At 64.5% G+C, this 14,842-nt stretch carries 13 protein-coding genes; 4 read left to right on the top strand and 9 right to left on the bottom strand.

From position 1 onward, the window contains the following. Positions 1-104 precede the first annotated feature (104 nt). The 3 genes from C5L14_RS10185 to C5L14_RS30545 form a co-directional block, all read right to left on the bottom strand. Positions 105-1,202, bottom strand: a complete 1,098-nt coding sequence (locus C5L14_RS10185) for a TRAP transporter substrate-binding protein (RefSeq protein ID WP_105861898.1) — start codon at positions 1,200-1,202, stop codon at positions 105-107. Between the two features lie 197 nt (positions 1,203-1,399). After that, positions 1,400-3,316, bottom strand: coding sequence for an ABCB family ABC transporter ATP-binding protein/permease (locus C5L14_RS10180; RefSeq protein WP_105861897.1), 1,917 nt, complete (start codon positions 3,314-3,316; stop codon positions 1,400-1,402). 251 nt (positions 3,317-3,567) lie between these two features. Continuing rightward, the gene (locus C5L14_RS30545) at positions 3,568-5,316 is read right to left on the bottom strand and encodes a LysM peptidoglycan-binding domain-containing protein (RefSeq protein ID WP_245443330.1); all 1,749 of its coding nucleotides are present in this window, start codon (positions 5,314-5,316) and stop codon (positions 3,568-3,570) included. A gap of 193 nt (positions 5,317-5,509) precedes the next feature. Between C5L14_RS30545 and C5L14_RS29960 the strand changes: the two genes are divergently transcribed. The 3 genes from C5L14_RS29960 to C5L14_RS10165 all read left to right on the top strand — a co-directional run bounded on the left by C5L14_RS29960 (position 5,510) and on the right by C5L14_RS10165 (position 7,369). Continuing rightward, on the top strand, positions 5,510-5,731 hold the full coding sequence (locus C5L14_RS29960) for a hypothetical protein (protein WP_146126879.1): 222 nt from the start codon (positions 5,510-5,512) through the stop codon (positions 5,729-5,731). Between the two features lie 258 nt (positions 5,732-5,989). Further along, the gene (locus tag C5L14_RS10170; RefSeq protein ID WP_105861896.1) at positions 5,990-6,592 is read left to right on the top strand and encodes a TIGR00730 family Rossman fold protein; all 603 of its coding nucleotides are present in this window, start codon (positions 5,990-5,992) and stop codon (positions 6,590-6,592) included. 192 nt (positions 6,593-6,784) lie between these two features. Continuing rightward, complete coding sequence (locus tag C5L14_RS10165) at positions 6,785-7,369, top strand: YceI family protein (RefSeq protein WP_181161105.1); 585 nt, start codon at positions 6,785-6,787, stop codon at positions 7,367-7,369. Between the two features lie 37 nt (positions 7,370-7,406). Here C5L14_RS10165 and cimA read toward each other — a convergent pair whose 3' ends face one another. From cimA to cysS, 3 genes are read right to left on the bottom strand one after another with little or no spacing between them, the layout of a single operon-like run. Next, positions 7,407-9,002 carry a citramalate synthase gene (gene cimA, locus C5L14_RS10160; RefSeq protein WP_105861894.1) on the bottom strand — a complete coding sequence of 532 codons (1,596 nt, stop codon included), beginning with the start codon at positions 9,000-9,002 and terminating at the stop codon, positions 7,407-7,409. Further along, a complete protein-coding gene (locus C5L14_RS10155) occupies positions 8,999-9,523 on the bottom strand; it encodes a GNAT family N-acetyltransferase (protein WP_245443329.1) in 525 nt (174 codons plus the stop codon). The genes cimA and C5L14_RS10155 overlap by 4 nt, the downstream gene beginning before the upstream one ends. Beyond that, positions 9,523-10,965: a cysteine--tRNA ligase gene (cysS, locus tag C5L14_RS10150; protein ID WP_105861893.1), complete on the bottom strand. Its 1,443-nt coding sequence runs from the start codon at positions 10,963-10,965 to the stop codon at positions 9,523-9,525. The genes C5L14_RS10155 and cysS overlap by 1 nt, the downstream gene beginning before the upstream one ends. A 373-nt stretch (positions 10,966-11,338) precedes the next feature. On the opposite strand from cysS, the gene C5L14_RS10145 reads away from it, so the two are divergent. Next, entirely contained in the window at positions 11,339-11,641 is a 303-nt protein-coding gene (locus C5L14_RS10145; RefSeq protein WP_105861892.1) for a hypothetical protein, read from the top strand. Between the two features lie 66 nt (positions 11,642-11,707). Here C5L14_RS10145 and C5L14_RS10140 read toward each other — a convergent pair whose 3' ends face one another. The 3 genes from C5L14_RS10140 to gltX all read right to left on the bottom strand — a co-directional run bounded on the left by C5L14_RS10140 (position 11,708) and on the right by gltX (position 14,611). Next, complete coding sequence (locus C5L14_RS10140) at positions 11,708-12,175, bottom strand: CreA family protein (RefSeq protein ID WP_245196700.1); 468 nt, start codon at positions 12,173-12,175, stop codon at positions 11,708-11,710. Positions 12,176-12,351: 176 nt separating this feature from the next. Further along, positions 12,352-13,200, bottom strand: coding sequence for a hypothetical protein (locus C5L14_RS10135; protein ID WP_105861890.1), 849 nt, complete (start codon positions 13,198-13,200; stop codon positions 12,352-12,354). Positions 13,201-13,282: 82 nt separating this feature from the next. Further along, positions 13,283-14,611, bottom strand: a complete 1,329-nt coding sequence (gltX, locus tag C5L14_RS10130; RefSeq protein ID WP_105861889.1) for a glutamate--tRNA ligase — start codon at positions 14,609-14,611, stop codon at positions 13,283-13,285. Positions 14,612-14,842: the final 231 nt, after the last annotated feature.

Below are 14,842 nucleotides of genomic sequence, written 5' to 3'. Positions count from 1 at the left end.
GCTGTAAGGCACGCCTCTCTCCAATTCGGCGCTTCGCTCCAAAACGCGGGCGGGAATTGGCCGGGATGCAAGCCCCTTCCCCCAAGATCGGACAAGGAAAGGGGTCAGCTCCCTTTGGGATAGTCGTAGGCCAGCAAGCGCATATTTGCGTATCCCTGGTCGCCAATACGCGTCCACAACAGGGTCTGCTGGCGGAAGCCGAAATAGGAGGCCGCGAGGCGGCGCGTGAACTCGTCGCCATTTTCGATGATCTCGTTCAGCACCTGGCCACTGGCCGTGCCGAAGGCCTGAAACACCTCGTCGGGGAATTGCTTGAGAACGACGCCCTGCTGCGTCACCGCCTGGGCGATTGCCGCCGGCGCGCGCGCGCCATATTCGGCCAGAGAGCGCGCATTTTCCTCGGCGCAGGCGACCTCGATCGCCACTTTGTGCGTTGCCGGCAATTCGTCGAATTTGGCGCGGTTGACCTGGAGCTGCAGCGCCGCACAGGGCTCCTGGAACCCGGGCCAATAGCAGAACCTGGCGGCATTCTGGAAACCGAAGCTGAGATCGTTGACCGGCCCCATGAACTCGGCCGCATCCAGTTCCTCGGCCTGGAGTTTGGGCAGGATCTGGGAACCGGGCATCAGCATCTGCTGAACGCCGAGCTTGGCGAGAGCCTGGCCGGCCAGGCCGCCGATGCGGAAGCGCAAGCCCCTGAGATCGGAGACCGCGTTGATCTCCCGCCGGAACCAGCCGCCGAGGCGCGCACCGGTGTTGCCGGCCGCAAAGGCCTTGATGCCGAACTGCCCGCCCAACTCGTCCCATAGCGCCCGGCCCCCGCCGGCATAGAGCCAGGCATCGAATTCCTGGGCGATCAGGCCGAAGGGAATGGCGGAAAAGAAGGCGAAGGCGGGTGACTTGGAAAGATAATAGGCCGACATGTCATGCGACATCTCCGCCTCGCCCGACATCACCGCCGCCATGTTCTGGTCCCCCGGCACCAGTTCGCCGGCCGCATAGAGCTTGATGGTGAGCTGGCCTTGAGTGAGTACGCCGATCCGGTCGGCAAGGCGTTGCGCCCCGGTGCCCGCTCCCGGCAGGCCCTTCGGCCATGCCGTCACCATCCGCCATTCGATCAGGTTCTGCGACAGAGCGGGAGCGGCAAGCATGGTGGCGCCGGCGGCGGCAGCTCCAGCGAGAAAACGGCGTCGGGTCGACATGAAGAGCTTCCTGTAACGCAAGACGAAGGGCGATACGCCCCGAGCACCCAGCCCGGGCGAGTAAGCAGCGTACAAGATGAACCGGGGCTGAACTGGGGCGATACCGAGCCCTACCGTTTTGTCGATCTCGCCATGATATCCGATGTCTCATTTCCGCAGCGCAACACCGCGCGTTGCGCTACGCTCGGCACGACAATTCACCCCGCCAACGCGTCACGATAATCGGCGGCCGGCGAGGCATCGTCCTGGGTACGCTGGAGCTTCTCGCGCGCTTCGTCGGCCTCGCGCTGGCGGTTCCACATGCCGGCATAGACCCCGCCCTGAGCCAGCAATTCCTCATGATTGCCGCGCTCGACGATCACGCCCTTGTCGAGCACGATGATCTCGTCGGCGTTCACCACCGTCGAGAGACGATGGGCGATCACCAGCGTGGTGCGGTTCTCCGAAATGCGCTCGAGCGCGGCCTGGATCTCCATTTCGGTGTAGCTGTCGAGGGCCGAGGTCGCCTCGTCCAGCACCAGCACCGGCGGTCCCTTCAGGATGGTGCGCGCGATGGCGACGCGCTGCTTCTCGCCGCCCGACAATTTCAGACCGCGTTCACCGACTTCCGTTTCATAGCCCTTGGGCATGCGCCGGATGAAAGTATCGATCTGGGCAAGCCGCGCTGCCTCCTCCACTTCGGCATCGGTCGCGTCCCAGCGGCCATAGCGGATGTTATAGCGGATGGTGTCGTTGAACAGCACGGTATCCTGCGGCACCATGCCAATGGCGGCGCGCAGCGATTTCTGGGTGACCTCGCGCACGTCCTGGCCATCGATCAGCACGCGCCCGCCATTGACGTCGTAGAAGCGGAACAGCAGGCGCGAGATGGTCGATTTGCCGGCGCCGGAGGGCCCGACGATCGCTACCGTGCGGCCCGCCGGCACGTCGAAGGAAAGTCCCTGCAGAATCGGCCGGTCCGGGTCGTAACTGAACACCACATTCTCGAAGGTCACGCGGCCCTCGCGCACCTCGAGCGGCTGGGCGCCCGCCCGGTCCTTCACCTCGGCATCCTTGTCGAGCAGTTCGAACATGGTCTCGATATCGGTGATGCCCTGCTTGATCTCGCGATAGGCAAAGCCGAGGAAGTTCAAGGGCGTGGCGAGCTGCAGCCACATCACGTTGAGCAAGGCGATATCGCCGACGGTGTTGACGCCGTGATAGACGCCCAGGCCCGCCAGCAGCAGTGAAGCCAGCATGCCTGCCATGAAGATGACGCCCTGGCCGATATTGAGCCAGGTCAGGGTGATATAGGTCCGGATCGCCGACTGCTCGTAGGACGCCATCGCCCTGTCGTAGCGGGCGAGTTCGCGCTCCTCATTGGAGAAATATTTGACTGTCTCGTAGTTGAGCAGGCTGTCGATCGCCTTCTGGTTGGCGTCGGTGTCGGAATCGTTCATCTCGCGGCGGATCGAGATGCGCCACTCGGTCGCCTTGATGGTGAACCAGACATAGACAGCCGTGGTGACCAGCACGATCAGCGCGTAGCGCCAGTCGAACTGCAGCACCAGCATGACCAGGTAGAGGGCCAGCTCCACGATGGTCGGCAGAATGTTGATGGTGGCGAAACGGACGATGTTCTCGATGCCGGTGCGCCCGCGGTCGATCACGCGCGAAAGGCCGCCCGTCTTACGCTCGAGATGATAGCGCAGGCTGAGATTGTGAATGTGCTCGAAGGTCTCGATCGCCAGCCGCCGCACCGCATACATGAACACGGCGGCGAACAGCCCATCCTTCCACTGCGAGATCGCGGTCATCAGGATCCGCGCGACGCCATAGGCCACCAGCATGGTGAGCGGCACGGCAGCCAGCATCACCGCCAGCGTATGGCCGGTGAGCTCACGGCCGCCGCCGATGGCTGCCAGCCCGTCGGTCGCCCATTTCAGCGTATAGGGCACGACCAGGGTGATGAGCTTGGTGAGCAGCAAGAGCACGAAGGCCCAGATCACACGCATGCGCAGGTCCGCGCGGTCCTGTGGCCACATATAGGGCCACAAATGCTCCATGGTCTGGAGAAAGGCCCCCTGGTCGGCGCTGACGCGCTTGGGAGCGGCGGAAGGGTCGGCGGAAGGCATGAACGGACTTTCGGCCGGCGAGCGGAGAACGCCGGCATCAAGAGTTTTCCAAAGCGTTTTGCGATTTGACGAAATCGCCTCGAATCGCAAAGACGCGTCGAAACAAAAGTCAGAGCAAAAAGCGCCCGGGCATGAACGCGCTTTGCTCTCGATGACGTTGCGTAGTTAAGTTCGGATTGCCGTGACCGCAAGCGCCCTGCACCGAAATCTCGCCTTGCCCGGCCCCGAACCAGATCCGCGGCCGGCTCGGCTCAAGGTGCTTTCTTTTCCGGCATGACGAAGATCTGCCCCGGATAGATCAGATTGGGATTGCGGATCTGATCGGTGTTGGCGTCGTAGATCCAGGTATAGCGGATGCCCTGGCCATAGACCTTGCGTGAAATCCGCCAGAGATTGTCGCCCTGCACGATGGTCGTGGTGCGGATCTCTGGGATTACCGCCACCGAGGGCGGCGGTGACGGCTGGGCCGGCTTGGCCTCGCTGGTCTGCACCGGTGCTGTCGCAGGCGTCCCGGGATTGGAGGCCGCTGGCGTCGTGGCGGACCTGGGTGCCGTTGCGTTACCGGACGCCGGCGGCGCGATTTCCGCCTGTGCCGGCGTCGACGCGGTTTCCGTGGTTGCCGTTGCCGGCGAGCCGGGAGCGGTTGCCGGAGAGGTTCCCTGGGCCGGTGCCGATGCCGCAGCGGGCTGCGGCTTGCCGCCGGGGGTCGGTTCGCCAGAGGCCGGTTTATCCGGCGTCGGGGTGGCGGCTCCGGACGCCGCGGCAGAGGGCGTGGTCGCCCCCTGGGGCGGCGTCGCAGCCGGTTGGCCGCCAGGGCTGCCCGCCGGACGCGACGGGGTCGCGATCGCCGCCACCACGGCGGGAGCCGAGGCTGCGGGCGCCTTGTCGATCATGGCGAACGGCACTTCGGCCCGTGTCAGCACCTGCCCGTTTCCAGCGGCGACATCGTCGACGCGGACCCGATAATTGCCCGGCTGCATGCCCTTTTCGATGGTCATGCCGAAGGTACCGTCTTTGGCAGCCGTCACACCGGTCACCAGCGTGTCGTTGAGATAGATGCGCAGGGCAGCGCCCGGCTCGGCCCGGCCCGTTACGAAGAAGCGGCCCATCTCATCCGCCTCGACGGTCCGGATCGAGACATTGGCCCGCGAGGACGCCTTGTCCGCCTCGGCAGATGCCGTCTCTCCGGCCGGGGATGGAGTTGCCGGCGTCTCGGGCGCCTTGCTTGGCGGCTGCGCCGCATCGGTCAGCACCTTGGAAGGCTGGTCGGGCGTGTTGAGCACGACCACCACCTCTTCGCCCGGCTTTTCGGGAACGCGAACGGAGAGGGTCTGCTCGGACAAGGTTATCTTCCCGTCCGGCGAGGTGGTGCGCAGGGTCAGTTCACAGGGGCCCTTGGGCAGGGCCGGCGGCGTGATCGCCCAGGTTCCATTGATATCGGCGACGACGCGGGCATAGGGATTGCCGTTGCGCAGCAATTCCACCGTGGCGCCGGAGGCGGCCCGCCCGGCAATCACCGCACCGCCGGCCGGTTCGATGCGGGCAATGTCGAAGGTCGGAGCAATCTGGCCCTTGGCCGCATCCGGCGCCGGCGCCTCGGGCTTGGGCGGCTGGGGTTTGGCGGCTTCGGTCTTGGCTACCTCGGATTGGGCCACATTGGCCTTGCCGGAATCAGGCTTCCCTGGATCGGGCTTGGCCATCTGGGCTCCGGCCTCCGCACTCTTCGCCGGTTCGGTCTTGGCCGCCCCGGGATTGCCCCCGGCCGTCTTGGAAGCCTGCGAAGCGCTCGATCCCGGCTTGTCGGCCGCCTGATCGCCGGTCGGTGCCGGTTTTTGTGCCGTGTCGGCAGGAGGATTGGTGGTGACCGCCGGCTTGCTGTCGCCGCCCGTTGGCGACGGCGACCGGGCAGGCTCGCGCACCAGCACGCTGTATAGCGTACCGACGCTGACAACGCTCGCAGCACCCACTATTCCAGCCAGACTCTTCCAGCCTACAGCCATCTTCTACTCCCGATGCAAGAACGCGCATCGTTCCATCTAATTCTACTTACCGGCTCTGCCCGCAAGACGAAAGGCCGCGCCGCCAAGATGTCGGACAAACAAAGTATCGCGCCGGTTTACTTCACCTGCAACCGTATCACCTCCGCCAGGCACCGGTCTCACCGGACTGCAGCGCCATTGCCGCAGAATTGTGATGAAAACCAAGAATGCACGATATTCTTCATCGAACCAGGCAGAGATGGAAGGCTTCATAAAACGAGCGGCGCTGTTCGTATCTGCTCTTTGCCTTGTCATCCTTTATGCGACCCTACCATTGCAAGCCGGCCAAACGGAGGCGCGAACGCACGTCAAATCCAAGGCCATGCGCATTCTCATCGTGCGCAACGCCTCGGCGGCCTGCCTGATCCTGACCTGACGATGAGCCTCGCTGGCAAGACCTTCTGTTCACCACGATCCGGACAAGCCTTGCTTTTTAACATCGGCCCGATCTCCGCCGGCCCTGTGACGCCCGAGACGACAAGGATCTCGTCCGATCGATTCCAGGGCCTTGCCCCCCTGCTTCGCCAAGTTTGCTTCAGATGGGCATGTCTTCGAAGCCGCCTCTGAGTACCATCGCGGGCACGCACGGCAAAGCAACTTGACCCCGCCCCTGCCGCAGTGCGAAACCGGGGGCATGACAAAGCTTCGTTCGATTTGCGTCTATTGCGGCTCCAGCAATGGCACCCGTCCCGAATATGTCGCCGGCGCCGAGCGCCTCGGCCGGGACATGGCGGCCGGCGGCATCCGCCTCGTCTATGGCGGCGGCAATGTCGGCTTGATGGGCACGGTCGCTCGTGCCGTCATCGAGAATGGCGGCCAGGTCACCGGCATCATTCCCACCTTCCTGCAGCGGCGCGAGCGCATGCTCACCGAGGTCGAGGAACTCATCGTCACCAAGGACATGCATGAGCGCAAGCGCCTGATGTTCGAGCGGGCCGACGCCTTCGTCGCTCTTCCCGGCGGCGTCGGCACCCTGGAGGAACTGGTCGAGCAGCTCACCTGGGCCCAGCTCGGCCAGCACAAGAAGCCGATCGTGCTGGTCAATATCGACGGCTTCTGGACGCGGTTCCTCGACATTCTCGACCACATGCGCGAGGAAGGCTTCATCCGGCCCGAGACCGCCGTCGACGTGCTGGTGGCCAACACGCCCGAAGAGGTCGTGCCGATGATCACGGCCGCGATCGAGAAGATTTCTCGAGCAGAAATGGCGATGAACGTCGCTCCAGAGACGCTCTGACGCCGCCTTGAGCGTTTTCCAGAAAAGTTGATAGACTTTTCGATTAAGAAAACGTGTCAAAACAAGGAATTAGAGAGCAAAGTGGGTTTCGGAGAAATCGCACTTTGCTCTAGCGGGGGCGCGATCGAATAGGACCGCCCCCTCAAGTGTTCATGCCTCGCGTTTTTCCAAGCCGGGGGCATGAGCGAGACAATGAAGCGGTCTTTCCAGGTGACTGTCGCGGTGCTGCTTTGCAGCGCCGGGCTCTCCTCTGCCGCCTCGGCAGGCGATCTCTACGATCTCGATCCCGACCATACCCAGACGGTCTTCCATATCGACCATCTCGGCTATTCCACCGTCACGGGCAGTTTCCGCCAGTTGAAGGGCGTGCTCACGCTCGATGAGGCGCATCCCGAGCAGAGCCTGGTCGAGGCGACGATCGAAGCCTCGAGCGTCGATACCGGAATACCTTCACGCGACGAAGATCTGAGGTCGAGCGAGTTCTTCGACATCGCTCGTCATCAGACACTCACCTTCCGGACCACGAAGGTGAAGCGCCGAGGCCCGCGCAGCGCCGATCTCAGCGGAGAGCTGACGCTGCTCGGGATCTCCAAGCCAGTGACGCTGCGAACCACCTTCAATCGCATCGCGCCAGATCCGTTGCGCAACAACCGCGTGGTCGCCGGCTTCACGGCAACCACGACCATCCGGCGCTCGGATTTCGGCATGAAGGCCTTCATACCGCTGATCGGTGACGTGGTGCGCATCGATATCAACGCCGAGGCGATCCGGCGCTGAACGAGGGAGTGTCGACTTCCAGGTCGGCACTCACTCTTCACACCTCCGCGCCGGCCTTGAGCAGCTTGTAGGTCATCGAATCCACCAGCGCCTGGAACGAGGCGTCGATGATGTTGTCGGAGACGCCGACCGTGGCCCAGCGGTCGCCGCCGGCGTCCTGGAATTCGATGAGCACCCGGGTCACCGCATCGGTGCCGCCCTGGAAGACACGCACCTTGTAGTCGATCAGCTTCAGGTCCTCGATGACCGACTGGTATTTGCCCAGATCCTTGCGCAGCGCCGTATCCAGGGCATTCACCGGGCCATGCCCCTCGGCCGCCGAGATCAGCTCCTCGGCCCCGACCTTGACCTTGACGATCGCCTCGGAGAACACGCCGAGTTCGCCGCGCTCGTTCCAGCGCCGCTCGACATTGACGCTGAAGCGCTCGACGAAGAAGAACTCGGGCACGCTGCCGAGGATGCGCTTGGCCAGGAGGAAGAAGGAAGCGTCCGCCCCCTCATAGGCATAGCCCTGCGCTTCCTTGTCCTTCAGCGCGCCGAGGAGACGCGACAGACGGGGATCGTCCTTGTCGATGGCCAGGCCCAGGCGTTCCAGTTCAGCCAGGATATTCGACTTGCCGGCCTGGTCCGAGACCAGCAATTTGCGCCGGTTGCCCACGCTCTCGGGGGGCACATGCTCATAGGTCGACGGATCCTTCATCACCGCCGAGGCATGGATGCCGGCCTTGGTGGCGAAGGCCGAGGAGCCGACATAGGGCGCATGATGGTCGGGCATGCGGTTGAGCAGCTCGTCGAGCTTGCGCGAGATGCGCGTGAGATTCTCCAGCCTGGCTGCATCCACCCCGATCTCGAAGCGCTCGGCATAAGCAGGCTTGAGCAGGAGCGTCGGGATCAGCGAGGTGAGATTGGCATTGCCGCAGCGCTCGCCGAGCCCGTTCAGCGTGCCCTGGATCTGGCGCACGCCCGCCCTGACAGCCGCCAGCGAATTGGCAACGGCCTGCTCGGTGTCATTGTGGGCATGGATGCCGAGATGGCTGCCCGGGATCGTCTCGACCACTTCGCCAACGATGCGCTCCACCTCATGCGGCAGGGTGCCGCCATTGGTATCGCACAGCACCACCCAGCGCGCGCCGGCCTCGTAAGCCGTGCGGGCGCAGGCGAGCGCATAATCGGGATTGGCCTTGTAGCCGTCGAAGAAATGCTCGCAGTCGACAAGCACTTCGCGGCCGCGCTCCTTGGCGGTGGCGACGCTGTCGCGGATCGAATCGAGGTTCTCTTCCAGGCTGATGCCCAGCGCCATGCGGACCTGGTGATCCCAGCTCTTGGCCACGAAGCAGATCGCATCCGCCTGCGCATCGAGGAGGCCGGCAACACCGGGGTCATTGGCAGCCGAGCGCCCCGCCCGCTTGGTCATGCCGAAGGCGGTGAACTTCGCCTTGAGGCCGTTCGGCTGGCTGAAGAACTGCGTGTCGAGCGGATTGGCACCGGGATAGCCGCCCTCGACATAGTCGACACCGAGATCGTCGAGCAGGCGGGCGATCGCCTGCTTGTCGGCGAGGGAAAAGTCGACGCCCGTGGTCTGGGCCCCGTCACGCAAGGTGGTATCGAAGAGATAGAGCCGATCGCGCGTCATTGCCGGGTCGCATCGGGCGGAGCCGCGAGCGCTTTCTTCATGGTGGTGTTGCCGAGCCATTCGTCGCCGCGCGACACGGTGTTGCGCTGCTGGGGCACGAAACCCTGCCTTTGGAAAAAGTCACGGGCGGTGTCGCTGGCATCCACGGTCAGCTGGGTGGCGCCGCGGGCCTTGGCGAGTTGCTCGATGGCGCCATAGAGCGTCGAGGCCACGCCCTGCCCGGCAACCGCAGGATGGACGTAGAGCAGATCGACCAAGTCCTTGCCTTTCAGCGCGATGAAGCCGACCGGCGAGCCGCCGACCGTCGCCACGATGGTCAGGCAGCCGGCCAGCCGCTTGGTCCAGGCTTCTTCGTCCTCGGCGGCTTCGGCCCAGGCCTCCTGCTGGCTTTCGGAATAGTCCTCGCCCGTCAATTCGTGAATGCTGGCGCGGAAGATCTCGGCCAGAATCGGCGCATCGGCGGGCAGGAAGGGGCGCAGCCCCGGTTTGGGCATCGCGGGATTCGACGTCGACTTGGCCATCAGAGCTTGACCTCCCAGCTGGTGGTGCCGTCCTTGTTGTCCTTGACGGCGATGTTCAGCCGGGCGAGCTCGTCGCGGATGCGATCCGACTCCGGCCAGTTCTTCTCGGCACGCGCCACCTTGCGGGCTGATAGCAGCGCCTCGACCTCAAGCCTCAGGCCTTCGCTGACATGGGTGTCCCCCTTCAGGGCGGCTGCATCGTTGCTGAAGCCCAGAAAGGCGAGCGTCGCCGCCCGGTTGGCCGGATCGGCGATCTGGTGCAGGCGCGCCAGCATGGCCGGCGTGTTGAGATCGTCCGACAGCGCTTCGATCACGCCGGCATCGACGCTTCCGCCCGCCGGCGCGTCCTCATACCAGCGCAGCAGGGTCTGCTGGGCCTCGTTCAAGGCCTGCAGGGTCCAATCGATCGGCTGGCGGTAGTGCGTACGCAGCATGGCGAGCCGCAGCACGTCGCCATGCCAGGCGCGCCCACCGAAGCGGTCGGTGCCGAGCAATTCGCGAATGGTGATGAAGTTGCCGAGGCTCTTCGACATCTTCTCGCTCTCGACCTGCAGGAAGCCATTATGCATCCAGATATTGGCCATCACCGGCGTGCCGAAGGCGCAGCAGCTCTGGGCGATCTCGTTCTCGTGGTGCGGGAAGACGAGATCGATGCCGCCGCCATGGATGTCGAAGACGTTGCGGGCCGGGTCGTCGCAGCCGATGCCGCCGCCATAGGGGGTGAGCAGCGTGGCCATCGACATGGCCGAGCACTCGATATGCCAGCCCGGGCGGCCGGGCGTGGCGATTCCCGAGGGGCTCGGCCAGCCGGGCTGATTGCCATGCGAGGGCTTCCACAGCACGAAATCCATGGCGTCGCGTTTATACGGCGCGACGTCGACCCGGGCACCGGCCAGCATCTCGTCGAGCGAGCGGCGGGCAAGCGCGCCATAGCGCGGTACTGTCGCGAGCTTCTCCATGGCATGCACGGAGAACAGCACATGTTCTTCGGCGACATAGGCGACACCGCGCGCCACCAGGCGCTCGATGATGGCCTTCATCTCCTCGATATGATCGGTCGCGCGCGGCTCGACCATCTGCGGCGGCTGTCCCGGCTGGTTGACCTGATCGGGCATCAGCACGCCGAGCTCCCGGATGTCGCGATGGAACTGGGCGAGCGTGCCGTTAGTCAGTTCACGGATGGTGATGCCGCGCTCGGCCGCGCGCTCGTTGATCTTGTCGTCGACGTCGGTGATGTTGCGCGCATAGCTGACGTGTTCCGCGCCATAGACGTGACGCAGCAGGCGGAACAGTAGGTCGAAGACGATGATCGGCCGGGCATTGCCGATATGGGCAAAGTCGTAGACGGTCGGGCCGCAGACATACATACGCACCCGATCGGGATCGATCGGCGTGAAATCGACCTTGGCGCGCGTACGGGTATCGTAGAGCCTGATAACCATGAGTTCCCCACCTCGGCTGGCCGGGGGCGTCCTGCGCTCAAGATTTTGGGCGAATGACGGCGCCAGCCAGCGTGTCTGCTAGCTGCAAATAATCCGCGAAAGGATGGCCGTCTTTGTCATGGCGGGAGCAATGTGCCATGCGGCCAGCGTTGTCAAGCCGCGCGAGAAAAGGACGACACACCGCTTCCAGCGGCTCGATCGAATGATGGAGCAAGATCCCGCCCCCTCCTCCGGTGCCGGAGTGATGCACCCAGGCAACAGAGTTTCGCCAAAAATTAAACACGCAGATTTACGTATGTTTAAAAACGCACAGCGATGATAGGCAGGCTCCGCTATCCGAACGGGGCAGTCCCCGTTCACATGTGTGATTTCGATGAACCTGCGTACCCTCTCCTTCATCGCGGCTTGCCTGGCCTTCGCCAGCCCCGCCTCCGCCCAGAACGTGGCCTCCTTCGTCGTCAATGCCGACGATGGCTATGGCGTCGATACCTGCCTGGAAAGCGGCGCTCCCTGCGGCCAGCCGATCGCCAGCGAATGGTGTGTCGCCAACGGCTATGCCAAGGCCGTCGCCTTCCGCCGCCAGACCGAAACCGACATCACGGGCGCCATCAACGCGCCGACGCAGGTCGCCGCTGCCGCTCAGCCGCACGCCGTGGTGATCACCTGCGAGAAGTGATCACCCGCGAGGCGTGGACACTTGCGGGAATGAGGATGCGGGCGACGGTACTGCCGGGTCCCGCCCTCAGTCCGTGACGAAATCCGCACATTTCTGGGGCGGCTCGCCGGCCCAGGGCATCACCGGCACCGAGGAGGTCGAGTTCTTCGGAGACCCCTCGATCAGCTTGTCGGTGTAGACCAGATAGACCAGCACATTGCGCTTGGCGTCGCAGCCGCGCACCACCTGCATCTTCTTGAAGAACAGCGAGCGGGACTGGCGATAGACCAGGGCGCCCTGCTCGAATTTTTCCTTGAACTTGATCGGCCCGACCTGGCGGCAGGCAAGGGAGACGTCGGACACCTCCTCCGCCACCCCGAACATGCCCTTCAGACCGCCCTTCTCCGGCACGGTGAAGTGGCAGGCGACCCCTTCGACATCGGGATCGTCGATGCCGTAGACGGCAAGCTTGTCGTCCGGAGTCAGGAACTTCCATACCGTCGATTTGCGGAAGATCAGGTCGGGCTCCTGGGCCTTGGACGTCACCGGCGCCATGAAGGCAAGGCCAAGGGCGGCAAGGCCGAGGCAGAATTGACGCAGCATACAGGCTCTCCTCATAGGCACTCCATATGGGATGGAAGCCGACGATGCGCCAGAGGCGCCAGGACCATGGCGCCAAGCCCGGTATGGGCCGCTTGGGACATCGCGTGCCCCAATCTTCATCAGAGGCCTCAGATGCAGGCCTGGAGCAGCCTCTCCAGTTCGGCTGCGTCCCTGCGATAACGAGCCATGGCGCGTTGCAGCGTGGCCTGCATGGTTGCCTTGGTCGCCATCAGGCCGCTCGATATCTCCAGCCGACGGTTGAAGGCACCCTCGAGCTCGCGATTGTAGCTGGCCATCGCCTTGGCGATCTGCGCCGCTGCGCCGACCCTCTTGGCAACGGGACTGCCACCCGCCGTGCCCGCATCGAGCGTATCGGCGCTACGCTGGATCAGCCCGGCGGCCAATTCCACGCCTGCTTCGGCCGCACGGGAATTGGCGGCGCTACGCCCCTGCGCACCCGTGATGTTGTCGATGCTCGACCAGGAGCCCAGGGCAATATCCGCCTGCCCTTTGGCCATGGCCTGACCGGCCGTGCCAGGCTTGGCATGGGTCAGCGCCCGCTGGGCCATGGTTCGCGCGAAATCCTTGCCCGAGACCGATCCGTCCAGCACGCCCGACGTACCGATGAAGGTGTCGCTGACGGTCTGGGTGCCATCCGCGAGGGCCCGCGCCGCGTCGCCTGTCTTGAGCCCCGCGACCTGCATGATCGCCGCCCCCAGATCCAGCGAAGCCAAGGCGGTCTTGTGGATCAGGTCCACGACCAGCCAGATCCGGCCTTCATCGTCCAAGCGATCCAGCTCGATGGTCATCTCGCGATATTCCCGCTCGGCAGCGGCGATGAGATTGCGGAGGTTGGCCAGCTTGGCACGATTGTCGCTGCATTGCGCGGGTGGCTGCACCCGATTGCTGACGATCGTCGGCCTTGCGATGGTGCCGGGCTGGGGATTGGTGGCAGTGTTGGGCAGAAGACCTGTCATTTTCACCTCCAAAACAGGCAAATTAGCCCGTCAGCGCTCGACTGGTCGAGACACCTTGGTGAACTAGGCCTTCGGAGCTCCTTCAAGCGCCAAGTCGCGCCAGCGCCCGCTCGCGGCCGATCAACGGCAGCAGCGCCTTGAGTTCGGGACCGTGGTCGAGGCCGGTCAGCGCCTGGCGCAGCGGCATGAACAGGGCCTTGCCCTTGGCGCCGGTGGCGTCCTTCACGGCCTGTGTCCAGGCGCCCCAGGTGTTCTCGTCCCAGGGCTCGGCCGGAAGCAGAGAGGCGGCACGGTGGAGGAATTCCCGATCCTGTTCGCCCTTGGCGACCGGTCCCCTCACCACATCCCACCAGGTCTTCGCATCCGCGAGCCTGACGAGATTGCTGCGCACGGCGAGCCAGAACGCCTCGCCGCCCCCGACGCCGAGGGCCGAGAGCCGCTGCGAGACATCCGCATAGGCCGTCTCATGCAGCAGCTTGGCGTTGAGGGTCTCGATCTCGGCCGGATCGAACCGCGCCGGCGCCCGCGAGATTCGGGAGAGGTCGACCAGCGCAGCCAGGTCCTGCAAAGTCGCGATCGGCCTGACAGCCTCAGCCGTACCGGTCAGCACGGCAAGGCTCGCCACCGCCATCGGCTCGAAGCCGGCCTCGCGCAGCGAGCCGATCGACAGCGCGCCGCTGCGCTTGGACAGTCCCTCGCCGCTGACCGTGGTGAGCAGGTTGTGGTGAGCGAAAGCCGGCACGCTGCCGCCCAGCGCCTCGAAGATCTCGATCTGCACGGCGGTGTTGGTGACGTGATCCTCGCCGCGGATGATGTGGGTGACACCGAGGTCGATGTCGTCGACCACGGAGGGCAGTGTATAGAGATAGCCGCCGTCGGCGCGGATCAGTACCGGATCGGAGAGCGAGGCGGTGTCGACATGTGCGGGCCCCCGCACGCCGTCCTGCCATTCGACGATGCGGTGGTTGAGCAGGAAGCGCCAATGCGGCCGGCGGCCCTCGGCCTCCATCGCCGCCTTCTGCTCCGCCGTCAGGCGCAGGGCCGCCCGGTCATAGACCGGCGGCAGGCCGCGTGCCTTCTGCAAGGTGCGCCGGCGCTCCAGCTCCTCCTCGGTCTCGTAGCAGGGATAGAGCCGGCCGGCCTCGCGCAGGCGGGCGGCCGCGGCATCATAGAGCGCCATGCGTTCCGACTGGCGGGCCTGCACGTCCGGCACCATGCCGAGCCAGGCGAGATCCACCGCGATGGCGTCGGCATATTCCTGGCGCGAGCGGGCGGTGTCGGTGTCGTCATAGCGCAGGATGAAGCGCCCGCCCGCGCGTTTGGTCACACACCAGTTCAGCAAAGCGGTGCGGATATTGCCGATATGGATATAGCCGGTGGGAGATGGCGCAAAGCGAACGACGGGCGGCATGACGGGCTTTCGAAATTGGAAATATGGCCTGTCCTATACCGCGCGCCCTTCCTTTTGAAGGAGAGATTATGAACAGGCTCGTGCCATTTTTGCTGGCCACAAAATCGCCATCGTGTTTATAAGGGACACGATAATCAATCGCAGCCGGCTCATAGACTCCTTTTCCGGCTGATCATCGCCACTCAGTGAATGCCTTCACAATGGGCATCACGAAACTGACGATGCCCTCGG

The sequence above is a fragment of the Labrys okinawensis genome (genome assembly GCF_002982075.1).
GTDB classification, from domain to species: domain Bacteria; phylum Pseudomonadota; class Alphaproteobacteria; order Rhizobiales; family Labraceae; genus Labrys; species Labrys okinawensis_A.
The sequence above is the reverse complement of the archived record's forward strand: the minus strand, read 5'-3'. Positions and strand labels throughout refer to the sequence as shown.